This is a genomic window from uncultured Sneathiella sp., from assembly GCF_963976355.1.
GTDB lineage: Bacteria > Pseudomonadota > Alphaproteobacteria > Sneathiellales > Sneathiellaceae > Sneathiella.
Window position 1 is genome coordinate 116058 of the sequence record NZ_CAXBKA010000006.1, and the last position, 22578, is coordinate 138635.

Annotated in this window: 23 protein-coding genes and 1 tRNA gene; 12 read left to right on the plus strand and 12 right to left on the minus strand. The window is 51.8% G+C overall.

The window, feature by feature from the left end; genetic code table 11:
• Positions 1-11 precede the first annotated feature (11 nt).
• Complete coding sequence (locus AAC599_RS14515) at positions 12-884, plus strand: mechanosensitive ion channel family protein (protein ID WP_340151119.1); 873 nt, start codon at positions 12-14, stop codon at positions 882-884.
• A 362-nt stretch (positions 885-1246) separates the two neighbouring features.
• Here AAC599_RS14515 and AAC599_RS14520 read toward each other — a convergent pair whose 3' ends face one another.
• On the minus strand, positions 1247-1867 hold the full coding sequence (locus AAC599_RS14520; RefSeq protein WP_340151120.1) for a DUF4136 domain-containing protein: 621 nt from the start codon (positions 1865-1867) through the stop codon (positions 1247-1249).
• Between the two features lie 329 nt (positions 1868-2196).
• On the opposite strand from AAC599_RS14520, the gene AAC599_RS14525 reads away from it, so the two are divergent.
• A complete protein-coding gene (locus AAC599_RS14525; RefSeq protein WP_340151121.1) occupies positions 2197-2739 on the plus strand; it encodes a hypothetical protein in 543 nt (180 codons plus the stop codon).
• Between the two features lie 190 nt (positions 2740-2929).
• Here the strand turns inward: AAC599_RS14525 and AAC599_RS14530 are convergent.
• Both AAC599_RS14530 and AAC599_RS14535 read right to left on the minus strand, forming a co-directional pair.
• Positions 2930-3006 (minus strand) — tRNA-Val (locus AAC599_RS14530).
• A 105-nt stretch (positions 3007-3111) separates the two neighbouring features.
• Positions 3112-3483 carry a response regulator gene (locus tag AAC599_RS14535; protein ID WP_340151122.1) on the minus strand — a complete coding sequence of 124 codons (372 nt, stop codon included), beginning with the start codon at positions 3481-3483 and terminating at the stop codon, positions 3112-3114.
• 121 nt (positions 3484-3604) lie between these two features.
• Between AAC599_RS14535 and AAC599_RS14540 the strand changes: the two genes are divergently transcribed.
• The 3 genes from AAC599_RS14540 to AAC599_RS14550 are packed head-to-tail and all read left to right on the plus strand — an operon-like array spanning position 3605 to position 5757.
• A complete protein-coding gene (locus AAC599_RS14540; RefSeq protein ID WP_340151123.1) occupies positions 3605-4480 on the plus strand; it encodes an N-formylglutamate amidohydrolase in 876 nt (291 codons plus the stop codon).
• A 41-nt stretch (positions 4481-4521) separates the two neighbouring features.
• A complete protein-coding gene (locus tag AAC599_RS14545) occupies positions 4522-5004 on the plus strand; it encodes an N-acetyltransferase family protein (protein WP_340151124.1) in 483 nt (160 codons plus the stop codon).
• A gap of 51 nt (positions 5005-5055) precedes the next feature.
• Entirely contained in the window at positions 5056-5757 is a 702-nt protein-coding gene (locus AAC599_RS14550) for a transglycosylase SLT domain-containing protein (protein WP_340151125.1), read from the plus strand.
• 6 nt (positions 5758-5763) lie between these two features.
• On the opposite strand, the gene AAC599_RS14555 is transcribed toward AAC599_RS14550, so the two are convergent.
• A complete protein-coding gene (locus AAC599_RS14555; RefSeq protein WP_340151126.1) occupies positions 5764-6822 on the minus strand; it encodes a methylated-DNA--[protein]-cysteine S-methyltransferase in 1059 nt (352 codons plus the stop codon).
• Positions 6823-6927: 105 nt separating this feature from the next.
• Positions 6928-7194, minus strand: a complete 267-nt coding sequence (locus tag AAC599_RS14560; protein WP_340151127.1) for a hypothetical protein — start codon at positions 7192-7194, stop codon at positions 6928-6930.
• A gap of 129 nt (positions 7195-7323) precedes the next feature.
• Between AAC599_RS14560 and AAC599_RS14565 the strand changes: the two genes are divergently transcribed.
• On the plus strand, positions 7324-8184 hold the full coding sequence (locus AAC599_RS14565) for a hypothetical protein (protein ID WP_340151128.1): 861 nt from the start codon (positions 7324-7326) through the stop codon (positions 8182-8184).
• On the opposite strand, the gene AAC599_RS14570 is transcribed toward AAC599_RS14565, so the two are convergent.
• The 4 genes from AAC599_RS14570 to AAC599_RS14585 are packed head-to-tail and all read right to left on the minus strand — an operon-like array spanning position 8170 to position 10891.
• Complete coding sequence (locus AAC599_RS14570) at positions 8170-9387, minus strand: CCA tRNA nucleotidyltransferase (RefSeq protein ID WP_340151261.1); 1218 nt, start codon at positions 9385-9387, stop codon at positions 8170-8172. The two genes, AAC599_RS14565 and AAC599_RS14570, sit on opposite strands and share 15 nt — an antisense overlap.
• Before the next feature lie 7 nt (positions 9388-9394).
• Complete coding sequence (locus AAC599_RS14575; protein WP_340151129.1) at positions 9395-9676, minus strand: DUF6111 family protein; 282 nt, start codon at positions 9674-9676, stop codon at positions 9395-9397.
• The gene (locus AAC599_RS14580; protein WP_340151130.1) at positions 9673-10326 is read right to left on the minus strand and encodes a CoA pyrophosphatase; all 654 of its coding nucleotides are present in this window, start codon (positions 10324-10326) and stop codon (positions 9673-9675) included. Before AAC599_RS14580 ends, AAC599_RS14575 begins: the two co-directional genes overlap by 4 nt.
• Positions 10307-10891, minus strand: coding sequence for a DUF1285 domain-containing protein (locus AAC599_RS14585; protein WP_340151131.1), 585 nt, complete (start codon positions 10889-10891; stop codon positions 10307-10309). Before AAC599_RS14585 ends, AAC599_RS14580 begins: the two co-directional genes overlap by 20 nt.
• Positions 10892-11002: 111 nt before the next feature.
• Between AAC599_RS14585 and AAC599_RS14590 the strand changes: the two genes are divergently transcribed.
• The 4 genes from AAC599_RS14590 to AAC599_RS14605 are packed head-to-tail and all read left to right on the plus strand — an operon-like array spanning position 11003 to position 17765.
• Positions 11003-12001 carry a MoxR family ATPase gene (locus AAC599_RS14590; protein WP_340151132.1) on the plus strand — a complete coding sequence of 333 codons (999 nt, stop codon included), beginning with the start codon at positions 11003-11005 and terminating at the stop codon, positions 11999-12001.
• A gap of 3 nt (positions 12002-12004) precedes the next feature.
• Entirely contained in the window at positions 12005-12910 is a 906-nt protein-coding gene (locus AAC599_RS14595) for a DUF58 domain-containing protein (RefSeq protein ID WP_340151133.1), read from the plus strand.
• A complete protein-coding gene (locus AAC599_RS14600; protein ID WP_340151134.1) occupies positions 12910-15678 on the plus strand; it encodes a DUF4159 domain-containing protein in 2769 nt (922 codons plus the stop codon). Before AAC599_RS14595 ends, AAC599_RS14600 begins: the two co-directional genes overlap by 1 nt.
• Entirely contained in the window at positions 15675-17765 is a 2091-nt protein-coding gene (locus AAC599_RS14605; protein ID WP_340151135.1) for a hypothetical protein, read from the plus strand. Before AAC599_RS14600 ends, AAC599_RS14605 begins: the two co-directional genes overlap by 4 nt.
• Here the strand turns inward: AAC599_RS14605 and AAC599_RS14610 are convergent.
• Positions 17733-18317 carry an N-acetyltransferase gene (locus tag AAC599_RS14610; RefSeq protein ID WP_340151136.1) on the minus strand — a complete coding sequence of 195 codons (585 nt, stop codon included), beginning with the start codon at positions 18315-18317 and terminating at the stop codon, positions 17733-17735. The genes AAC599_RS14605 and AAC599_RS14610 overlap by 33 nt on opposite strands.
• A gap of 298 nt (positions 18318-18615) precedes the next feature.
• On the opposite strand from AAC599_RS14610, the gene AAC599_RS14615 reads away from it, so the two are divergent.
• A complete protein-coding gene (locus tag AAC599_RS14615; protein ID WP_340151137.1) occupies positions 18616-19230 on the plus strand; it encodes a flavin reductase family protein in 615 nt (204 codons plus the stop codon).
• Between the two features lie 20 nt (positions 19231-19250).
• Here the strand turns inward: AAC599_RS14615 and AAC599_RS14620 are convergent, their stop codons facing one another.
• On the minus strand, positions 19251-19937 hold the full coding sequence (locus AAC599_RS14620; RefSeq protein WP_340151138.1) for a DUF1194 domain-containing protein: 687 nt from the start codon (positions 19935-19937) through the stop codon (positions 19251-19253).
• Positions 19938-20094: 157 nt separating this feature from the next.
• Between AAC599_RS14620 and AAC599_RS14625 the strand changes: the two genes are divergently transcribed.
• Entirely contained in the window at positions 20095-22107 is a 2013-nt protein-coding gene (locus AAC599_RS14625; RefSeq protein WP_340151139.1) for an AsmA family protein, read from the plus strand.
• A 45-nt stretch (positions 22108-22152) separates the two neighbouring features.
• On the opposite strand, the gene AAC599_RS14630 is transcribed toward AAC599_RS14625, so the two are convergent.
• The gene (locus AAC599_RS14630) at positions 22153-22551 is read right to left on the minus strand and encodes a rhodanese-like domain-containing protein (RefSeq protein ID WP_340151140.1); all 399 of its coding nucleotides are present in this window, start codon (positions 22549-22551) and stop codon (positions 22153-22155) included.
• Positions 22552-22578 lie beyond the last annotated feature (27 nt).

A 22578-nucleotide genomic window follows, 5' to 3' on the forward strand; every position in this document is an offset into this window, starting at 1 on the left:
AGCACGAAATCATGGAAAAAGTGAATGAGAACATCGACACCGTCTCGATCTGGATCAATTTCGCCGTCGATTTTGCGGTGGAATACGGATTTCAGATTCTGGGCGCGCTCGTCTTCCTCGTTTTCGGGCTGCTGGTCATCAACTGGATTGGCAACCGCCTGATCAACCTGGCCCTTGCCCGAAATATTGATGTAACCCTGTCGCAGTTCATGGGAAGCGCCGCCAAGTTCGTCCTGATTGTCCTTTTGATCATCATTACCCTTGGCAATTTCGGCATCAGCATTGCTCCGCTTATTGCACTGGCCGGCGCGGTGACCTTTGGTGCGACGCTTGCGCTACAGGGACCAATTTCCAATTTCGGGGCAGGCGTTGCCATTATATTGACCCGCCCCTTCGTTGTCGGGAACGTAATTACTGTGCATGGAGTTAGCGGTGTCGTTGACCGGATTACCCTTGGGATTACCTTCCTGACCGGTGAGGATGGCGAGCAGATTGCGGTTCCCAACAAGGAAATCGTCGGGCAGGTGATTGTCAATTCAATGGAAATGCGCATTGTCGAGAGCAATTTCTGCATTGCCGCCACCGGGGATACGGACCGTGTCATCAAGATCGTCCATGAGGCGATTATGAAAGTAGTCGATGCCGACACCCCGCAACAGCCTCAGGTTGGCATTCAGGATTTCACATACGGCGGCCTGGTAATCGGCTCCCGCGTCTGGGTTCCGGGCCTCAAATATTTTGAAGACAGATATATCATCAATGGCGCAATATATGCTGCCCTTCAGGAAAACGATGTTGAACTGATGCAGTTTCAGGGCACATGTCTTGCCTTGCCGCCACTTAACGATGGAACAGGGCCCACGGCGCCTCCGCCGGTATTATAAAGCACCATTTTTAAAAAACGAATGCTTGGTAAATTTGTAAGTTAAACTAATATCTCTATCATCATGAGAATAAAATAACGTTCGGGAACAGATTGAATGAGATATTTATTGATGCTTGGGCTCGTTTTCCTCGCCGCGGGATGTGCGAATTTTTCGATCGATAATCCCAACCCCTACAGCGTTTATAACTACGACTATCCTGATTGTTGTCAGCAGGACAGCCGCCAACGACCATAGCATTAGGAAATTGGGTGATCGCAAAAAGGGTTATCCTGTATCAAAGGCATCTCATCTTCGATGCGGACGAGCAACATTCCACAAGGCTGAGAAAGAATATCTGCCTGACTGAATTGGCTTTATGCTTATTCACATGACCCATCCCAAGGGACCGTCACAAAAACAGTTTTGCCATTGGCCCCCGGAAAATCCTGGAACAAGGCATCCAGAACTTCATCGAATACCCCAGCAAGTGTCGGACACTGTCCAGCGGATTGGGCGCGTCCTTCATATACCCGTGTCGGGCTTTCCGACTGCGCAGTACTATCCTCAACAATATCTATAGCAATATATCGATTATATTCGGACCAGGTCTGCGTATTATATGTTCGCCCGACTGATCCGTAGAATGGATAGCTGCCAACGCCAACACCCAGGCCAAATCCTCCGAATGTCGGGGAGGACGTTGTGGATGAGCGTTGTTCGGTTCCATCTACGCCGTAGGAGACAAGGGCAACGTAATCCGGATTGGCCAGATCCTCCTGTACATCAAAGCCAACAAAATCCAGTTTGCTAGCGATTTTCGGACGATAGTTCAAGAATTCGAGGCTTGTTTCCTTCTCCTGCTCTTTAGCGCGCACCACAATTGTTTTTCCGGTAATGCTGCTTAGCTCCGGCGTAAAGAACGTCGTGACATTCGCATTTATTTCCGGTTTTGCACAGGCTGCCAGAAACATACCAGCAAGAAGAACTATGAGAACTCTCATCAATTTGCTCCAAAGGATATCCAAACGGACTAGCCTATTAATATTGTCCACTTGATCCATGCATTCAACATTAGCAAGCTAAAAAGCCGACTTTCCACGATATCCCCAAAAGCGGACATTAACCATAGCTGCCAATTATTTTTACTTCTGCATATAATTTGGTTATTATTTTTCGGATTACTCGTCAGTCCGTAACGGTTTTGACAATAAAAAAATTAATAAAAAATGACATCAATATATTCGGCCTATGCGAGGATCAAAAATCGGCAACCATGTAAACCGGTTAATAAATTATGGTTTTTCTCATGGGGAGGAGAGACAGAGTAGATATGAATATTGATCTTATTGGCAAACCTGCATTCCTGTCGGACCTAAAATACGGCGATTTGTTTTATACACAGATCCGGGGAAGAATATATCCCTGCATAAAGGCATTCCTTGTTAAAAACGATACGGAAATTATGGATCATGTCGTCTCTTTCATGCCGTCAGAGAGAGACAGAGCTAAGCTTCCCAGATTACTGGATGAAAAAACATTGACAGTGAAATCTGCCTATCGCGTATCCACGCCTGTGTTCCGATCCCTGATCACAGAGGGATCAATCCTGATGGACAACGAATACTGGCCCTCCCCGGGAATTGTCATTGAAAGCTCTGACGCGACATATCTGACGGTCAAGGCCGGGCGAATGTCACACAATCTCTCATATTTAAATCTCGGCACCGGTGAAATAATCTCCAATCCGCCCAAAGCGCCTTTTGTCTTTGTTCTCGAATGGAAAATCATCTTGCAGCAGGAGGGACCGGAACAAACCCTGATCCGCTTCCCGCAAACAAGCCCGACATTGTTGAAAAATGCAGCGGCGCAATAGATCCAGCCATCAAATATAACAGAGCGTCCGAAATGAAAGTTTCGGACGGCTTTTTTGCGACAAATATTCCCGAAATTATTTCGCGCGAAAAATTGTCACCTCCCCTATAACCTCACCAAATGAAAGGCGAAGATGGCGGAACAGGATTTGCCATCATTATAATTCTGATTTTTTATTAATGTCTTATGGATGGTGGGCGTAACAAGATTCGAACTTGTGACCTCTGCGATGTCAACACAGCGCTCTAACCAACTGAGCTATACGCCCTCACAGTCGCCTTAATTGCGACTAAAGTTGGCGACTTATAATCCGCAGCGACAGCCATTGCAAGCCTAATCTAGGGCAATATCGGATAAAGAAAAATGAGGGGCATCAGGAGATCGCACGGTCCTCAAGGGCATTTTGCACAGCATCAACGAGAGAATTAAGGTGGAAAGGTTTGGACAGCACCTTGCTCACCCCGTCTACCGCGTCCAACGCCTCCATAGCGACTGCAGAAAAGCCGGTAATAAAGATGACCGGCAACTCGGGCTTTTTTTCGCGCGCATAGCGGGCCAGCTCAATACCGTTCATTCCCGGCATGACCAGATCGGAAATCAGAATATCAACTTCACCGACATTGAGGGCCGGCAAAGCATCTTCGCCGTCACTGAAGGCAAGGACTTCATGGCCAGCATTTTCAAGGCTACGAGCAAGAAAGGGGCGCAGATTATCGTCGTCTTCTGCAAGTAATATACGGGCCATGGCAAAATCTATATAATTGTCATTCAAATACAGGTACGAATTAGACTATACTATTCAAATTCTGCTGGCAAAACGCCAATAGACGAATTTTTCGACCGGCAAAAAAGAGAGTAATCTGATCATGGCGGCCTTTACATCCCCTGTAAAGATTAACTGGCCCGAAGAATGGCGCGTTCCGTTTGTTTTCTCTTCCCCCCATAGCGGACGCAACTATCCTGACGGATTCGTTAAAAGCTCAATGCTGGAGTTCGATCACTTGCGCCAATCAGAAGACTTCCTTGTCGATGAACTGTTTGCATGCGCGCCGACGTATGGCGCACCGATATTAATGGCTGAATTCCCGCGCGCCTATTGTGATGCCAATCGCGAAGCATTCGAGCTCGACCCGCATATGTATAATACGCCACTGCCGGATTATGTGATGACAGCAAGCCCTCGCCTTGCAAGCGGGATTGGCACCATCCCCCGGATTGTCGGGGCCGGTCAGGAAATCTATTCTGGCAAACTCGATTTCAAGGAAGCGCATCGGCGTATCAACGAATGCTATTTTCCCTATCACCATGCCCTGCGTCAGCTATTGGAAGAGGGGGTTAAAAAGTTTGGCTATGTCTATCTGATAGATTGCCATTCAATGCCTGCATCGATACCGACAGCTGACGGCAGCCGAGCCTCACTCACTACGCAGCGTCCTGATATTATTCTTGGAAATCGCTACGGCACTTCCTGTGGCCCGCAGCTCTTTAATGCAACGCTTTCCAGTCTGGAAAGCTATGGGTATCATGTCGGACAAAACACGCCATACGCCGGAGGCTTCATCACAGCATGCTACGGCAAACCGGACAAAAACGTCCATGCCTTGCAGATCGAGATTAACCGGGGTCTCTATATGGATCAGATGAGCCTGACAACGAATGACGGGTTTGAAAGGCTCCGACAAGATATGGAAGCCTTTATCCGAGATATGAGTCAGGGTCGCAGTTCATTGTTGACGGCCTGAGTATGCAGATGTCATCTGGTGATATATATGTGCGCCCTTCAATGTCTGAAGACATGGGCACTATAACAGACATTTATTCCGTCTCTGTCAGAACCGGTTTTGGAACCTTCGAGATTGAGCCCCCTGACGTCGTTGAAATGACGGCAAGACGAAATAATGTCCTGCAACAGCAACTTCCCTATCTGGTCGCAACCCGCAACGAGGCGGTGGTTGGATATGCATATGCGGCCCTCTACCGGACACGCCCGGCTTACGAGAATACCGTCGAAAATTCTGTATATGTCCAAGAGGATGCACAAAATAGCGGTGTCGGCAAACTGCTTCTAACCCACTTAATTGAGGACTGCCAGCGGGCTAAGAAAAAGCAGATGGTTGCCGTGATTGGAGACTCTGAAAACCGCGGTTCCATCGGGCTCCATCGTTCTCTCGGTTTCCGGCTCGTCGGCATTTTGGAGGCTGTTGGCTTCAAGCACGGGCGCTGGGTAGACACTGTGATAATGCAGAAAAACCTGTCTGACGACTAGCTGCACGGAAATTGGCGCGATTATTGCTTCCTTCTGAGCAGGAGGACATAAATGCGTATTTTGATCTGGACTGTAACCTTTATCCTGACGGCAGTTGGCACCTTTCCCGCCCATGCGACCAGTGTCATCGCCAAAGCACCGGAATATGCGGCTGTCTGTACCAAAGCGGTAACAGCCGCGGAGCTTGAATACAAGCTTCCCAAGCGCCTTTTAACTGCGATTTCCCTGACCGAGAGTGGTCATTGGCACAAGGAGAAGCAGGAAATGATTGCCTGGCCCTGGACAGTATATGCCGAGGGGCGCGGTCGGTATTTGCCGAATAAAGCCGCCGCGATCAAAGAAGTGAAAATGCTGAAGGAGAAAGGTGTGACCAATATCGATGTTGGCTGCATGCAGGTTAACCTTCACTATCATCCGGAAGCCTTCGACGACCTGGAAAGTGCTCTGGATCCGACCCAGAACACACTTTATGCCGCGCAACTTCTTAAGAGCCTACGGGAGGAAAGCCGCTCCTGGAACCTGGCTGTTGCTCACTATCACTCTCGCAACAGCAAGTTTAACGTCCCCTACCGGCAGAAAGTCTTGAAAATCTGGCAGAAAGAACGCCGCAAGGACACTGAAGTGCGAATGAGTGCTGCGCGCGAGGCTTACAAACTGAAACGGGAACAGATGGCGGAACGGATTAAGGAAGCAAGCCAGCGCCGCTTTACAGAGGAAAACATCCGCAAACTATCGTCGGCGCCGGCGTCCTGACCAAGATCAAAGCGTTGCTTCCCACTCCCGCAACGCTTCCTTCCGTTCGAGGCCCCATCGGTACCCATGGAGCTTACCGTCCGTGCCAATCACACGGTGGCAAGGCACGATCAACGATACCGGGTTGGTCGCGCAGGCCCGCCCCACCGCCCGCGCCGATTTAGGGGCCCCCAATTCCTCCGCCAGTTCGCGATAGGTCTTTGTTTTACCGGGGCCTATATCCAGCAGTGCCTGCCAAACGCGGCGCTGAAACGCTGTTCCGTACATATCCAGCGGAATCCCCGGAAGTGCCTCAGAACTTTTCTGAAGAAAATCCACAATTGACTTTGACCAAGCCGCCAGTCGTCCAACATCAGCAGCAATTTCCGCATGAGGAAACTCCCGCACCAACTCATCCAATAACGCCTGCCGATTATCTCCAAAATAGACAGCACAGACACCATTTCGCGTGCCCGCCACCAGCATCAGACCAAGAAAGCAATCCGCAAAGGCATAGGCAATTTCCGCACCCGCGCCGCCTTTCGCATAAGACGCCGGCGTCATGCCAAAACGCGCATGGGATTTTTCATAGAGACGGGAGGCCGAACCAAACCCCGCCCCATATGCCGCGGTGGCGATACTATCGCCCGCTTTGACATTCTTCTTGAAAATAGCTGTCCGTCGGTTGTCATAATAATCGATTGGTGAAATCCCGAGAATCTTCTTGAAGCTGCGGGAAAGATGATCCTCACTATACCCGGTTTCTTCCGCAAGCCAGCCCAAAGTAACCCTAGAACCTTCTTCTGCGGCAACATGCCGCTCGATCAACTGGCAGACCTGACGCACAAGAGATAGCCCCGGGTCCGCTATTCTCAAAAGGTCCGGCCGGCAACGGCGGCAAGCCCGAAACCCTTCTGCCTCTGCAAGTTCCGGCAATTTAAAAATCCGGATATTTTCCGGCTTTGGATTTCGTGCCGGACAAGACGGGCGGCAATAAATCCCAGTCGTTTTCACACCATAGACAAACTTACCATCCTGATCTTTGTCCCGGGATAGGATCGCCTGCAGCTTTGCTTCTTCTATCATTTTACAACTCCATCTCATTCGTCATTAAGATGAAAATAGGAGAATCAGACACTGCCAACTATCCGCTTTCCGCGATGGATACCTGCTTTATTATTGCTGATCTGATCAAGTCGAGGTTTCTTCAAGCTTCGGAGCCTTCTTGTCTTCCTCCGTATCCGGATTCTTGCGGCGAATAATAATATCACCATTCTCATTCATCACCGGCGCCTCATACTGTGGTATGGAGGCAATAAAAGCACCGAGTGCATCCATTAGCCTGGTAATTCCCTCCATAGCCAGGAATCCAGGATCCTCCTCCTTGTCCTCCGCCAAGGCAGTTTGTGCGAGGGAGACAAAAACTGTTACTGCGGATACCAGCAAGATATGTTTCATCGCATGTTCCTTTTGCAGTTGAGCATACTCTGCGTCCTTTTAATGTAGTCAATCGGGCGACAAAATCACTTGTTTATCATAACATAAATTTCCTCATCATTATGGCGGCCTGTTTGCTGGAGATAAACAATGTTTGACCTTGTGATCATGGTGGACTGGTCGGCAGCGGCATCTCCCGGCCCTGTTAAACCATCACCGGATCGATGCTGGCTTGCCTGGTCGGCCCGCGGCTTTCATTCCGAAGCGGAGTATTTTAGAACCCGCAGCGACTGTATGAAACGCATTTATGATCTGCTGATTAGTTATGACGGCCCCGCCTGCATCGGATTTGACTTCCCCTTCGGCTATCCGGCAGGAAGCGGTCTGGGTGGCGGAAGGGCCGCTGCAAAACGAATTTCACAAACCCTGCAGTCGGATGCGCAAGACAGAAACAATCGCTTTGACGTTGCAGCAGAGCTCAATAGGGAAATATCTGCGTCGCCGGGCCCTTTCTGGGGATGCCCCGCGGCGTCGGCATCGCCTCATCTCACCATCAAAAAGCCTGACTTCGCCCATGACAACTTCCATGAATGGCGCATCGTTGAGAAGTTTCTCCGTAAAGAAAAGAGACAAACGACGATATCATCCGTCTGGAAACTCTATACAACTGGCTCCGTTGGTAGTCAGGCCCTTACGGGCCTTAAAGAACTCGGCGACCTTACCCGTATGCCTGGCATTGCTCATCGCGTTAAATTCTGGCCGTTTGAGACGAACTGGGAGGCAGAACTTGACGGAATTATCCTGACGGAAATATGGCCAACCCTCAATAACCAGGCGGATTACGACCACCCAATCAAAGATGCACGGCAAGTGCTGGCCTCTCGCGATTGGTTCCTTGAGAGAATGCGGGACGGAACAGCGCAAACCGCTTTTTCCGTCCCCGACTGGCTGACGGGCAATGACGAAAAGAAATGCCGGAATGAAGAAGGGTGGATTTTAGGTGTCCGATAAGAATTCACGAATGAGTTCTGATTTGGACAGCGTGAAACCGGAATCAATCCAGCGCGCTTCCATTTGATTCAAAAGACGTCCGAGTGCCTCGCCTTCTCCCATACCATGGGCCAGCAAATCACCGCCGTTGACCGGAAGAACCGGGGCGGTCCACTTTGCCGCGTCCTCAAGATAATCTGTAAGATCATGCTGGGAGCCCAAATTTACCCACAGCATTACGGTCTGGTCGATAAATCCCAGCGATCCAAGCTCGTATAGTGCGACTTCACGCGCCTCTGGCGACATATCTGCCGCAACTCGCCCCTCGCACATCACAGATATCCGATCTTTCTGCTTGTTTGAAAAACGAAGCTTATCGGCTAGCGCCTGAAGCGATTTATGATTCCCTTTGAGCAGAACAGTGAATCGCTGCAAAGCATCGCTTTCAACGTTGAGAGACAGCAACAGCTTTAGTTTCAAGAGGTCTGCCGGGCCAACAAGTGCCTCAAGAACGCCGGCTTTACTCATCAGAAATAAGGCCGGATAAGGATCCTCCGTTGCGAGCAGAAGCAGCAGCTCTTTCTGCACCCGTTCCGCTGAGAGATTACCGAGTTCATTGGCGGAGTTCGCACAAGCCTTCAGCGCATCTTCATCCGGATTGTCTGCGCCAAAGCGCGCATAAAACCGAAAATATCGCAATACGCGCAAGCGGTCTTCGTTAATCCGTTCTTCGGCGCTACCGATAAAGCGAACGTAACCTGCCGTTAAATCCGCAAGACCGCCGACGGGATCCACCAACTCTCCCGTCGGATCGAGATATAGGGCATTAAATGTAAAATCACGCCGCTTCGCATCCTGCTCCCAATCACCGGTGAAAGCCACATCCGCATGACGCCCATGGCTCTTTGTATCGACGCGAAGTGTTGTTATTTCAAAGTGCTTTTTGCCAATGACGGCCGTCACCGTACCATGATCAATTCCGGTGGGAATTGCCGTGATCCCGGCTCTTTCAAGGTGTGTTACTACCGATTCCGGCAAAAGGTTCGTCGCGATGTCAATGTCCTCCGTCTTCACACCAAGCAGGGAATCGCGAACGCACCCGCCAACGAACCTCGCACTCCCGCCACCAACTGTCAAAGCCTCAAGGACGGCTTCAGTCTCGGGCCATCGGCGCCAAGGGGGTGGATGTTTATGAATATCGACGAGTTGCCTTGATACCGGCATCAAGCCGTTAGTCCTTCTTCTCTGCGGGCAGAATCTGAGAGTCTATAATACGACCATCCTCAAATCGGGGGGGTACATAGATCGTGCCTTCTTGAGATTCTCCGCTTACCAGCCCAAGCGTGATCAGACTGATCGCCATCAACAGCAGACCGGAAATCGTCGCAATCGCCAGTGAGGTCTTTCCCCAGCTTTTGTCGCCACCCGCCCGGGCATTGAAATACAGATAAACACCATAAACGACGAAAGGAAGAATAAGGGGAATTATATGAAAAAGTATCGCCCTGATCATTTCAATATTATCCGTTCTGACAAATCCTTGATCATCCCTGCCGTTGCGCCCCAGATATAATAGTCTCCAAACGGGATCGCATACCAGAACCTTTCAATCCCATTATGAAAGCCGCTATGTTTCTCGCGATTTTGCTGGTCCAGCAGGAAATCGAGCGGCACCTCGAATATTTCTGACACTTCTCCCGCTTCGGGGCGTAACTTAAAAGAAGGCTGCACCAATCCAACCACAGGTGTCACGGAGTATCGTGTGACTGTAATATAGGTCGTCAGGGAGCCAACCACCTCCACCAGACTTGGATCCAGTGAGATTTCCTCCTGCGACTCCCGCAAGGCCGTCGTGACGGCATTTTCATCCTCCGCATCCGCCCGCCCGCCCGGAAAACTGATCTGGCCGGCATGTTTGGTGAGATGAGTGGCACGTCGTGTGAGAATAACCGTTGGCCCCGTGTCATGTAGAACGATCGGCACCAGGACAGCCGCCGGAATAAAGGGCAGTTCCCGCGACGGCGTGCTCGCCGGGTTGAGGTCATGATCGCCCCGCAACTTTCCGTTCGCATTTAGCGCCGGCGATAATTCCGTCGGCACCGGCCCCAGGACAGTGCGCAGCTTTTTAATCAGTCCCGGTTCTTCACTTACCAAAAATGTCATCCACCAACCCGAGTTCGAAAAACTGTCCGCTACTCCAAAATCCAAAACGGGCTTCTCCGTCTATCGTCTCTTCGCCTGCCAGGTTGACAAGATCGTAAAAAACCGGGCGGTTAATCAACGCATCAAGATTTGCCCGCACGCGGACATATGGTGACGGTTCCTTCGTTTCGGGATCAATTTCGAGCCGAAAAGGGTGATTTTCGTCCATGATCACGAAATCGTCAACATTAGTCCGAAAGCTGATTACACGGTCGCGGCCTTCCCCCTCAACGAACATTTCAACGGCAACAAATGGGGCATCTTCGACAGTGATTCCGATCTTCTCTACCGGTGTCACCAGATAGTATTTGTCATCGTCATCCAGCCGGATAACCCCGGAAAACAGCTTTACAAGCGGCTTCCGTCCAATCGGCGAGCCCAGATAGAACCAAGTGCCATCGCGTGCAATCCGCATATCCAGATCGCCGCAGAACTCGGGGTTCCATAAATGAACGGGCGGATGCTTCTGTCCATCAATCTGCTTGATGATCGCGCTTAGTCCGTCTGTTGTGTCTGCTGTTGTCATAATTTTTGGCCTTAAACCCTCATAATTTGATACTATATCTAGGTTAGTCGTCGCTGGCTGCCAAGTTGCCAGTCTAGCTTAACCATTTTTTGCTGAGGATGACAGGTAAGCATGAATACCACTGGCAACACGGAACAGCAAATCCTTGCAAAAGTCGATGACCTGTCCGGAAAACTTTCCATCCTGAAATCTGGAATTGGCGAATTTATTTTTGGCCAGGATCAGGTTGTTGAATTGACCTTAATCACGCTTCTGGCTCGTGGTCATGCGCTATTGATCGGAGTACCGGGACTTGCGAAAACACGTCTGGTGGAGACACTCGGCGGTGTTCTGGGACTTGACGACAAACGTGTCCAGTTCACGCCAGACCTGATGCCTGCTGATATACTGGGATCTGAAATACTGGAGACGGCGGAAGACGGGAGCCGTCACTTCAGATTCCTGAAAGGCCCGGTTTTCGGTCAGATTCTCATGGCTGATGAAATCAACCGCGCGAGCCCGCGAACGCAATCTGCCCTTCTTCAAGCCATGCAGGAAGAGATGGTCACCGTCGCGGGACAAACCTATTCGCTACCGACCCCATTTCACGTGCTGGCAACCCAAAACCCGATTGAGCAGGAGGGTACCTACCCGTTGCCCGAAGCGCAACTTGACCGGTTTCTGATGCAGATAAATGTTGGATACCCGGATCGCGAAACGGAGCGGCGTATCCTGCTCGAAACAACGGTAAATGAGGAAGCGCGGCCAACCCAGGTCCTGTCCCCGCAAGAATTAGTCGAAGCACAACATCTGGTTCGCGAAATGCCGGTCAGCGATGCCGTCATTGACGCCATCCTCAAACTGGTGCGCGAAGGCCGCCCGGGGGAGAGTGAAAACGAACTGGTGAATAAATACGTCTCCTGGGGGCCGGGGCCCCGTGCAAGTCAGGCACTCATCCTTGCAGTTCGTGCCCGAGCATTGCTTGAGAAAAGGCTGAGCCCATCTATCGACGATGTCGTTGCCTTGGCTAAGCCGGTCCTGCGTCATCGCATGGCGCTGTCCTATGCCGCGCGGGCCGAAAACATTACGATGGAGAATATTATCGATTCACTTACCGCCCCGCTGGAGTGATGAATGTTCAAGCCGCGCCCTGTTAAAGCCCGAACACCGGACGAAAGGGACAGCGCCGAAAGCCTTGCGCAAACGCTTCCGCCATTGATATTGGCCGCGGAACATCTTGTAAATGCATTTGACATGGGTGTCCATGGCCGCCGCCGCGTCGGAACTGGTGAAGATTTCTGGCAGTTCAAGCAGTATGGACCGGACGATTCGACGACCAGCATTGACTGGCGCCAAAGCGCCAAACGAGAACATGTGTACATTCGCCAGAAGGAGCAGGAGACGGCTGAAACAGTCTGGATCTGGCGTGATGATGCCCTAACCATGGCTTATGGATCAGCAAGGGAAGGACCATCGAAGCTCTCACGCGCGACCGTTCTAAGCCTCGCCCTAGCCATGTCACTTTCAAAAAGCGGTGAGAAATTTGGCCTGCTCGGCCAGGATGAAAAAGCATCCACCGGCCCTGCATCCTTCAATCGGCTGGTCGACCGCGTCGGTACGATGCAAAACCCGTCCCTTCACAGCCTGACCTCTGCGAACCGCCTTTCCAACAAATCCACAGTCGTGCTTATTAGTGACTTTTTGCACGAGTTACCCGATATATCGGACGTTATCCGTCATTTCGTGAATTTGGGCTGCAATGGTTATTTGCTGCATATTGCTGATCCAGCGGAAGTTGACCTGCCGTTTCAGGGTCGCACCCGGTTTCTCTCGATGGCCGAGGAAGACAGCCTCACCCTCGGGCGCGTAGAGGCTGTGCGTGAAGAATATCAAACGTTGTTCAACACACATCGCACGGCGATCATGTCTCTGGCGGAAAATGTTTCCTGGGACTATGCCTTTCACCGAACAGATGAAGCGGCAAGCGTCGCCTTTGCCAAATTATATGAAACCCTAAACATTCGGGGGGCTGCTAAGTAATGGTGGCTCTCTCGTCTCTCTCCTTTCTTTATCCATGGGTTCTGACGGCCCTGATTGCGTTGCCGCTTATCTGGTGGTTGCTGCGAATCGTCCCGCCACAACCCAAGTCCGTAACCTTCCCGGCAATCCAGTTCCTCTATCACCTAAAAAAGGATGAGCAGTCATCGGCGACAACTCCGTGGTGGCTTCTGCTGTTGCGCCTTCTGATTGCGGCCCTGATTATCATTGCGATTGCCAGTCCCGTTATAAATCTGCCCGAGCAACGAAATAGTTCCGGCGATGTAGTGATGTTTGTGGATGACGGCTGGACTGCCGCCGAGTCTTGGGACGATCTGAAATCCACTTTTGGCAAGCTGGTAACGGAAGCAAACCGGCAGGAACGGCAAGTCTATGTTATAACCACGTCGGCTTTAGCAACCGGCGTACTTCCTGACCTTCGGCCACTCGCGGACAGGGAAGCACTCGGCATCGCGATATCCCTTGAACCAAAATCCTGGCCATCAAGTTATGATGATCTTCCACAACTGATGCCACGTTTGGAGACACTTGATAACCCGGAATTTATCTGGCTTTCCAGCAGCGTATTGCCAGACGATGAGGTTTCAGGGTTGATTGAATTTTTTCAAACCATTCGCGCGCTGGGGCCGCTCACTATTTTCCATTCCGAAGAGCTGATCGTCTCGCCGGTTATCGGAATGCCGGAAATTGCGGGAGAGATATTGAATGTACCGCTTAATCTGCCAACTGGCGCGACGGGTACGAGCGGAGCGCTAACGGCTCGGAACGGATCGGGGCAGATTGTTGCCTCGGCGCCCTTCGCATTCGAGGCGGGAGAAGACAGCACAATCGTCGCCCTTAATGTCCCCAATAAGGTCCGAAATGATATCCGCCGAATTGAAATTGCCAATAGTCGAAATACCGGTGCTGTTTTTCTGCTGGATCAACGTTGGCAGAGAAGGCAGGTTGGGCTGGTCAGCAGTGATTCCACACAGCTCGATCAGCCGCTTTTGAATGAGACACATTATCTTGTTCAGGCTCTGGCGCCCTTTTTTGATATTGCGCAAGGTACAGTTGAAGAACTTCTTGATGCGGAACAGTCTCTTATAGCCTTGGGTGATACAGCAAATTTACCTGAAGGTGTGGAACGGTCGCTTGCCGACTGGGTGGCGAGAGGCGGTGTCCTTGTCCGCTTTGCCGGCCCGAAGCTCGCGAATTCCAATAGCGCCCTCGTCCCGGTTGATCTTCGTTCCGGCAACCGCAGCTTGCAGGGCGCCATGTCATGGAATCAACCGGCACCACTTGGTCCGATACCACAGAATAGCCCATTCACAAGCCTTGATATCCCTGAAGAAATTACGGTGACAACACAAGTGCTCGCGAACCCTTCTCCGGATCTCCTCGATAAGACATGGGCACAACTGGAAGACGGCACACCGCTGGTTACCGCAGCACAGGAGGGAGCAGGCTGGCTGGTCTTGTTCCATACGACGGCTACACCAGAATGGTCAAATCTGGCTCTCTCTGGCCTGTTTGTTGAAATGCTGCGCGAAATAGGAAATCTTGGTCAGTTCACAAGCCAGAATCTGGCGGAACAGCGCAGCTTGCCTCCGTTTCAGTTATTGGATGGATTTGGCCGTCTTGGTGCTGAAGCCGGAGTGGCGGAGCCTCTTGATATGTCAGAAATGACAGGATCATCATTAAACGCAAGTCATCCGCCCGGTTACTATGGCGATGAAAATTTCAGCATTGCCCTGAACATCGGTCAGTTCGGCACGGAATATTCTGTTATGGATACCAGCCAATTTCCGGCAACTGTTCAGTATTTTGACAAGTCCGTGGTGATTGAGCTTGTTATGCCCCTGTTGGTCGCGGCATTACTATTGGTTTTGATCGATCAGATAATTTCACTCTATTTGCAGGGGCGACTTCCCGCCTTTCGAGTTGCCGGCAGAGCCTCCGCCATACTCCTGATCGTCGGCATCGGTTTTGTCAGCTTTCCGATAAATGGCAAGGCTCAGGAGGTCGGATTGGGCGGAGACGCCAAGGCATTGGCAGCCACGCTGGACACGCGCCTTGGCTATATTCGCACGAATGACCAGACTATTGATGGCATGAGCCACGCCGGACTTGTCGGACTAAGCCAGCAGCTTCGAAACCGTACGGCAGTCGAGGCAAAAGATCCGATTGCCATCAATATTGAACAGGATGACCTGATCTTCTACCCGCTGATATACTGGCCGGTTACGCCTGATTTCCCGACACTGTCAGAACAGGCCATCCTCAAGCTCAACGACTATTTCAACGGCGGTGGGACGATCCTGTTCGATACACGCAACCAGAACAGCGTGAGCAGTTACGGCATGGATCTGTATAATAGCCCGGAAAATATCCGGCTTCGTCAGCTGACGACGCGGCTGAACATACCGCGCGTGTATCAGGTGCCACCAGACCATGTTGTCACCCGGGCATTTTACCTGATGCAGACGTTCCCGGGCCGTTATGACGGGGGCGAAGTATGGATTGAAGATACCAATGGCAATCAGGGGAATGATGGTGTCGCCTCTGTTGTGATCGGCAGTAATGACTGGGCCGCCGCCTGGGCAATCGATGAGGACGGCCGATACCAGGCGGCAACGCTTCCGGGAAACGAACGCCAGCGGGAACTGGCTTATCGCTTCGGCATCAATCTTGTGATGTATACACTGACCGGGAACTACAAGGCGGACCAGGTCCATGTTCCAGCCATTTTGGAGAGATTGGGCCAATGAAGGAGGAAAGCTTCGTCTCCGCGCTTGATTTCAACCCCTATCTGCCGCTGGGCTGGCTGATCGCATTGGCGGTAATTTCTGCCGTCGTTATCCTCATTGCCTTTTGGCGGCGCGGCCGGGGAGCAGTCCTCAGGACTGCCTTGCTTTCCCTGTTGATTCTGATGCTTGCCAACCCGGTCTTATTGACCGAAAAGCGGCGATTTCTGGACGATGTCGCACTTATAGTTCTGGATGAAACCAGCAGCCAGAAAATCGGCGTCCGAAGCAAAACTTCTAGTTCTGCCTTTGAAGAGCTCAAATCCATACTAGAGGCCACACCCAACCTGCAGGTCGAGACCGTGACGGTCATGAACGAGGCGAGTTCCCTGCAGGGGGAAGAAGACGGCACCCACGCATTTTCCGCCCGCGAAGAAGCATTGAAGAATATTCCGCCGGAACGGATTGCGGCGACAATTTTCATTACGGACGGGCAGATACATGACGTACCGGCAAATGAAAATATCCGGAAAAATGAAGGCCCGGTTCATTTCCTCCTGTCCGGAAACCCGAATGAAAAGGATCGTGTGCTCCGGATTGTAAAAGCGCCCGCCTTTGGCATTGTTGATCAGCCGCTGCAATTCACCCTCAAGGTAGAAGACTTTGGGCTGGATGAGCCAATCGAGGCCGCGCGCGTCTCCATCAAGCTGGATGGTGATCCGATCGCATCGGAGCTCGCGACGATTGGCACGGAGCTTTCCGTCGATCTCACACTGACACATGCCGGTGCCAATTTTGTCGAGATAACCGTTGACCCCCTTGACGGCGAACTCACGGAAAAGAACAACAGCGCCTACATCACCGTCAATGGGATTCGCGACAGGCTTCAGGTGCTGCTGGTCTCCGGAGAGCCCCATATGGGGGAACGGGGATGGCGAAATATTCTGAAATCAGACCCGTCGGTTGATCTTGTTCATTTCACAATTTTACGTCCGCCGGAAAAGCAGGATGGCACTCCGATAACGGAGTTGTCACTGATTCCATTTCCGATCCGCGACCTGTTCGAAAAAAAGCTGAATGATTTTGACCTGATAATCTTTGACCGGTATCGTCGGCGCGGCGTGCTACCATCAAGCTATCTTCAGAACATCTCCCGATATGTAACGGAAGGCGGCGCCCTTCTGGAAGCTGCCGGTCCTGCTTTCGCAACGCCGCTCAGCCTCTATCAGACCCCGTTGTCGGAGGTGCTGCCTGGCCGGCCAACCGGCTATGTGTTTAATGAGGGCTATGTCCCGACGGTGAGTGATGTTGGCAAACGGCATCCGGTAACCGGCCTCTTAAAAGCGAAGGCGACAACAGATGAAAGCTGGGGTCGCTGGTTTCGCATGATCGAGGCAGATGCACTTGGCGGCAATACCCTGATGACCGGTCCCTCTCAACAACCCTTGCTTATTCTGGAGCGCAGCGGCGAAGGACGCGTTGCCCAGCTTCTGTCAGATCATGCATGGCTTTGGGGGCGCGGCTATGAAGGCGGCGGCCCGCAATCGGAACTGCTACGGCGCATATCGCACTGGCTGATGAAGGAGCCGGAGCTAGAAGAAGAACAGCTTAAAGCTGTTGTGTCCGGTGACATGCTGAGAATTCAGCGGCGCTCTCTCGAAACCGTTACCGCCCGAGTGACCGTGACCGATCCGGACGGAAATGTCACACAAACCGATCTCGTTGAAGGCGAAAACGGCGTGCAAACCGGGTCCGTGCCATTGCAAACAAGCGGCCTGCATGTCCTTGACGATGGCGCCCGGAAATCGCTGGTGGCGGTCGGGGCGCTTAATCCGAAGGAATTGCATGAAATCAGGGCAGGCACGGAGAAGATTGAGAGCGCAGCAAAGGCGACAGATGGCGGAATTCGCTGGCTGGAGACGGATGGACTGCCTGACTTCCGCCGCACAAAACCGGATAACCGGCAGTCCGCAGACTACTGGTTCGGTCTTCGCGCAAACGAAAATTATGAAGTAACCGGATACAATCGGCAGGCAATGCTGCCGCCTCTGGTCGCGCTGCTTCTTGCATTGGCGTTCCTATGTGTCGGCTGGTGGCGAGAAGGTCGCTAACTGTTCGGTGAGACGCGCTGTCTCACCTTGCGTTGCAACCCTGCCCGGCGGCGGCGGCATAAGCTGCACACCGGCGAGCATCCCCGTTACACCCTTTAATGCGCCCGGAACGCATTCTTTGACAAGAAATCGCCGTTCTTCCAGCGGTCCCGGCAGTTTGAAACCCAGTGTGGCCGCATTTTCAAAACCGAATTGCCCGTAATACTCCGGATCCCCGACGAGTACTATGAGCCGATGCCCGAGTTCCTGTGCAACTCGTAGTGTTTCACGGATAAGTCCGACACCTATCCCCCTTCCCTGTAGTTTGGGTGATACAGCTATCGGCCCAAGAAGCAACGCAGGTGTCGTTCCGCCAATGGTGATTGGCCAGTACCGTATTGTTGCAAGGAGGCGACCTTCTTCAACTGCCACATAGCTCAGTTCCGGCTGAGGCACTATATTCTCGCGAATTTTATAGGCAGTCTTTTTAAACCGGTCCGGACCAAAGCATTCATCGAGCAACGGCTCGATCAGGGCAGCATCCCCGGGACGTTCTTGAATAAATTGGGGCATGACGGGGTTCCATTTACAAATCGGGTTGAACGAGAACGCCTCTTAACGAAGCCCCGAACCGTCACGAACTCTCAAATGACCAAAGCACAGGAAAACTTAAGCGGCAGCACTAAATAGGGCAGCAGCCTGTCGTCGTCGTATGATCAATTGCATATCCATAAGCCGCAAATATCACAAGCCGGTGGCCATTGAAAGAAAATAAATCAGGGCTTGCCCCCGCCAAATCCAAGGATTAGGTTTCAAAACATCTGAAGTGATCCGGGCGCACAATCCTTCCCTTCCATTGGAGAATTCTCGAATGTTCTATAAACCTTCCGAACCCCACGGCCTCAAGCACGGCCCCTTCAAGGCAATTGTCGCTCCTCGCCCGATCGGGTGGATCAGCAGCCTCGCAGCGGATGGAACCGCCAATCTCGCCCCTTTCAGCTTCTTTAACGCGATGGCCGAATTTCCGCCAATTGTCGCGATGGCGATCAACGGCAGCCACAGCGAAGGCGGCGCCAAGGATACTCTGGAAAATATCCATGCAACAAAGGAATTTGTCTGCAACATGGTGTCTTATGACCTCCGTGAGGAGATGAACCTAAGTTCCGGGATGCATCCCCGGTCGGTAGATGAATTCGACCAGTCGGGCTTGACGAAAGAGCCTTCAACACTAGTTAAACCACCACGTGTCAAGGAGAGTCCTGCCCACCTGGAGTGTATTCACTACAAGACCATCGTTTTGCCATCAAACACCCCAGATGTCGTCAACACCATGGTCCTAGGAGAAGTCATTGGCATTCATATTAGCGATGATATTATCGTAGACGGCATGATCGACATGCAGAAATATCGTCCGCTCGCCCGGCTTGGATACATGGATTACTGTCATGTTCAGGATGTCTTTGCGATGCAACGGCCGAAGGTCTGACGCATCGCGGGCGACGCTTTTTAAACGCCCTGCCATGTTCCGCGGATTTCCCGCGCAAGCTTTTCGGCAATTGCGCGGGCAAAATCGTCATAGCCTTCCGCTTTTTCGGTAAAGGCACCGATACCTCCGATCACCCGATCTCGATAATAGGTTTCAAGCTCCGGCTCGTCGTTTAGGATTGGCAGGCCGTTTATAATCACACCAGCGGCAACAATACGGTCGCGTGCGACCTCGGGTGCACTGCCGATGGAAACGACGCCGTCTCCGGAAATATCAATGACCTGCCGCGTTGACAGATTCCGGTCTCTGGCAAAAAGAGAAAACGCATGCTCCAGTGCCCCGGCAATGGCAGTTCCGCCATAGGGAAAGCTGCGGGGCACTCTGTCAAGCTGGTCGGCATAGGCCCGGGCATCCTCGCCGGACGCGAGAACCTGCCAATCAAGGATGGTTTGCTGCTCCTTCAGTCCCGCCCAGTGAATAGCCGCAATACTGATACGCCCGCGCGGACCGGCGGTAATCGCCTCTATCACCAACTCGTCACGAAAAGCAGCCGCGAATCCCCGCATTTGCAGGTTATACTCATCATAGTTCACGCTGGAAGACACATCGATCGCCAGCACGAGCTGCATATCCACCTCTTCCGCATGTGCCTGCACCGCCAATCCCGACAGGAAAAATGACACAATAACTGCAGGAAGCCATCTCATCGTTAACTCGATCTCTCTGATCCGAATGTATAAACCCATCAAAAAGTCTAATATATTTCACGGCAAAAGTATGACGAATATTCCAAAGGACCATGACCCGTTATATCTTTTATGGCATGATCAAAAAATAGTCACAAACTGGTGGGAGACTAGGACCATGAAAAAAGCCTTAATTGCAATCGCCGTACTGTTGGTGCTTATCATGGGTGTAGTGGTGGCCCTCCCCTTTTTGGTGCCCACAGACCGTATCAAGCAGGAACTGATCCTGGCTACTCAGGATGCCACAGGACGTACTCTAACGATAGATGGCGACTTCAGCCTTTCCGTCTTTCCAACATTGGGCGTTACCGCCGAGACGGTCACCTTCTCCAATGCGGAAGGCGCGCGTGACGCCAACATGGCGGCTATTGACAGTCTCGCAATCAAGCTTAGTTTGCTTTCCCTTATTACCGGGAATGTCCAGGTTGACGAATTTGTCCTGACCAACCCAACCATCAATCTGGAAATAGACAAGAACGGTAAAGGAAATTGGGTATTCGATACCGCTTCGGCCGAAGCACCCAAGCAGGATGAAACAGCGAATGAAGATGGCGACGCGCCCGATTTAGGAATTTCCGATTTGAATCTCGGCGATGTCCGGATTGTCGATGGTGTCGTGAATTTTGTCGATCAGCAAAACGGGACCGACATCAACCTTGAGAAGATCAATGTCGAACTTGTTCTGCATGGTCTTGATGAACCCTTTGAAGCGAAGGGAAGTGCGGTCTGGAATGAAGAAGAAATAAATCTGGATGCAAAGGTCGCGGCCCTTCGGGCCATCCTTGAAAACCGCGAGACATCGGCCTCGGTCAATGTTGCTTCGGCAAATATCAACCTCGATTTTGATGGCTCTGTTAAAACCACAAAGCCACTTGCCCTCGGCGGTACAACCAGCCTTGATATCCCTTCTGTGCGTGATCTGGCTGCCTGGACGGGAACGCCACTTGAAATAGCGGGCAGCGGTTTTGGCCGCCTCAAGATCACTGGTGAGCTTGGGGTAAACGACACAAAATACAGCTTCTCAAATGCGAGTATCAATTTTGATGATATTGTGGGCGCGGGCGATTTCAGTGTGGATCTCGGTGGAAATGTTCCGGATATTGTCGGAAAGCTTGCCCTTGAGACGCTCGATCTAAACCCCTATCTGCCCGAAAACACTGCAGAAGGGAAGGGAAATGCACCGGCAGCGCCCGCGAAATCAAGTGGCGGCGAAAAGTGGGATACGACTCCCATTGATTTGTCAGCCCTTAAAACGGTCAATGCCAAATTCGATCTCTCCGCCCAGGAGATTCTGTTTCAGAAAATCAAGATCGGCAGCAGCGCCCTTCAAACCGCACTGAAGACCGGCATTCTTGACGTCACGCTCAGTGAAATGAACCTGTATGACGGTACCGGCGAGGCAACAATACGGGTGAATGCTCAGGATCCAGTACTGAAAATCACGAATAACATGACTATTGAGAATATTCAGCTTCTCCCCCTGCTGACGGATGCAGCAGATTTCGATAAGCTGGAAGGCAAGGGGATGTTCCAGACAAGCCTGACCACGAGCGGTAAATCGCAGGCGGACCTGGTGAGAGCTCTGGGTGGTGATGGTCAGATATTGTTCGAAGACGGTTCCATCTCAGGCATAAATCTCGCAGCAATGGCGAGGAACGTGACCAGTGCCTTTACCGATAGCGGTGAAGCCCAGAAAACTGATTTTGCCGAGATATCAGGAACATACAATATCAAGAGCGGCATTCTGACCAATAACGATCTTAAAATGCTTAATCCGTTTGTCCGTCTGTCCGGCGCAGGTACGGTGGAGTTACCACCCCAAACCCTTAACTACAGGATTGAGCCGAAGCTCGTCGCAACAACAGAAGGCCAAGGAGGTTCCGAGGCGAGTGGTGTCGCGGTTCCCGTTATCGTCAGTGGATCATGGGACAACCCGAAATTTGCACCTGATCTCGCCGGCGTTCTTAAAAACGTCAGCAACCCTGAAGGCGCGAAACAACTGCTTGAAGGCGTCAAAGGCTCCGGCGATGGCGTCAAGGACACCCTGAAAGGCGTTAAGGAAAAGGATCCGGAAGCCGTAAAAAACCTGCTTGACGCCGCCGGTGGATTGCTCGGCAAGAAGAAAGAGTAAGCTTTCTTGAGGAACTAACCTGCCAAGAGCCCTGCAATGATCTTATCAGCCGTTGCGGGGCTTTCTTTCTTCAACGGGACCGCCGTTTTCTCTCCAGGCGCCGAACCCTCCATCGATATGGCAGACATTCGGCAAGCCCATATCCTGCACGGACTTGGTTGCCAGTGCAGACCGCCAGCCCGCCGCGCAGAAAAAGACGAAACGGTTTCCATTGGCAAAAAGGTCGCGGTGATAGGGGCTTTCCGGATCGACCCAGAATTCCAGCATGCCGCGCGGTGCATGAACAGCACCTGGCACCTGCCCCTCCCGTTCCAGTTCCCGGATATCACGGATGTCGACAAACGTCACATTCTCCTGCCCATACAGAGCCCGGGCCTCCTCTACGGAGAGGGTCTCGATTTCGCCATTTGCTTCTTTAACGAGCTGTTTTACTGATTTTTTCATTTTTATTACTCCTTCTCGCCGTTCCGG

What these genes read in the sequence shown, in the direction of transcription:
- AAC599_RS14515 (WP_340151119.1), top strand. Translation starts at nt 12, where the DNA reads ATGGAAAAAGTGAATGAGAACATCGACACCGTCTCGATCTGGATCAAT.
- AAC599_RS14520 (WP_340151120.1), bottom strand. Translation starts at nt 1,867, where the DNA reads ATGAGAGTTCTCATAGTTCTTCTTGCTGGTATGTTTCTGGCAGCCTGT.
- AAC599_RS14525 (WP_340151121.1), top strand. Translation starts at nt 2,197, where the DNA reads ATGAATATTGATCTTATTGGCAAACCTGCATTCCTGTCGGACCTAAAA.
- AAC599_RS14535 (WP_340151122.1), bottom strand. Translation starts at nt 3,483, where the DNA reads ATGGCCCGTATATTACTTGCAGAAGACGACGATAATCTGCGCCCCTTT.
- AAC599_RS14540 (WP_340151123.1), top strand. Translation starts at nt 3,605, where the DNA reads ATGGCGGCCTTTACATCCCCTGTAAAGATTAACTGGCCCGAAGAATGG.
- AAC599_RS14545 (WP_340151124.1), top strand. Translation starts at nt 4,522, where the DNA reads ATGTCTGAAGACATGGGCACTATAACAGACATTTATTCCGTCTCTGTC.
- AAC599_RS14550 (WP_340151125.1), top strand. Translation starts at nt 5,056, where the DNA reads ATGCGTATTTTGATCTGGACTGTAACCTTTATCCTGACGGCAGTTGGC.
- AAC599_RS14555 (WP_340151126.1), bottom strand. Translation starts at nt 6,822, where the DNA reads ATGATAGAAGAAGCAAAGCTGCAGGCGATCCTATCCCGGGACAAAGAT.
- AAC599_RS14560 (WP_340151127.1), bottom strand. Translation starts at nt 7,194, where the DNA reads ATGAAACATATCTTGCTGGTATCCGCAGTAACAGTTTTTGTCTCCCTC.
- AAC599_RS14565 (WP_340151128.1), top strand. Translation starts at nt 7,324, where the DNA reads ATGTTTGACCTTGTGATCATGGTGGACTGGTCGGCAGCGGCATCTCCC.
- AAC599_RS14570 (WP_340151261.1), bottom strand. Translation starts at nt 9,387, where the DNA reads ATGCCGGTATCAAGGCAACTCGTCGATATTCATAAACATCCACCCCCT.
- AAC599_RS14575 (WP_340151129.1), bottom strand. Translation starts at nt 9,676, where the DNA reads ATGATCAGGGCGATACTTTTTCATATAATTCCCCTTATTCTTCCTTTC.
- AAC599_RS14580 (WP_340151130.1), bottom strand. Translation starts at nt 10,326, where the DNA reads ATGACATTTTTGGTAAGTGAAGAACCGGGACTGATTAAAAAGCTGCGC.
- AAC599_RS14585 (WP_340151131.1), bottom strand. Translation starts at nt 10,891, where the DNA reads ATGACAACAGCAGACACAACAGACGGACTAAGCGCGATCATCAAGCAG.
- AAC599_RS14590 (WP_340151132.1), top strand. Translation starts at nt 11,003, where the DNA reads ATGAATACCACTGGCAACACGGAACAGCAAATCCTTGCAAAAGTCGAT.
- AAC599_RS14595 (WP_340151133.1), top strand. Translation starts at nt 12,005, where the DNA reads ATGTTCAAGCCGCGCCCTGTTAAAGCCCGAACACCGGACGAAAGGGAC.
- AAC599_RS14600 (WP_340151134.1), top strand. Translation starts at nt 12,910, where the DNA reads ATGGTGGCTCTCTCGTCTCTCTCCTTTCTTTATCCATGGGTTCTGACG.
- AAC599_RS14605 (WP_340151135.1), top strand. Translation starts at nt 15,675, where the DNA reads ATGAAGGAGGAAAGCTTCGTCTCCGCGCTTGATTTCAACCCCTATCTG.
- AAC599_RS14610 (WP_340151136.1), bottom strand. Translation starts at nt 18,317, where the DNA reads ATGCCCCAATTTATTCAAGAACGTCCCGGGGATGCTGCCCTGATCGAG.
- AAC599_RS14615 (WP_340151137.1), top strand. Translation starts at nt 18,616, where the DNA reads ATGTTCTATAAACCTTCCGAACCCCACGGCCTCAAGCACGGCCCCTTC.
- AAC599_RS14620 (WP_340151138.1), bottom strand. Translation starts at nt 19,937, where the DNA reads ATGAGATGGCTTCCTGCAGTTATTGTGTCATTTTTCCTGTCGGGATTG.
- AAC599_RS14625 (WP_340151139.1), top strand. Translation starts at nt 20,095, where the DNA reads ATGAAAAAAGCCTTAATTGCAATCGCCGTACTGTTGGTGCTTATCATG.
- AAC599_RS14630 (WP_340151140.1), bottom strand. Translation starts at nt 22,551, where the DNA reads ATGAAAAAATCAGTAAAACAGCTCGTTAAAGAAGCAAATGGCGAAATC.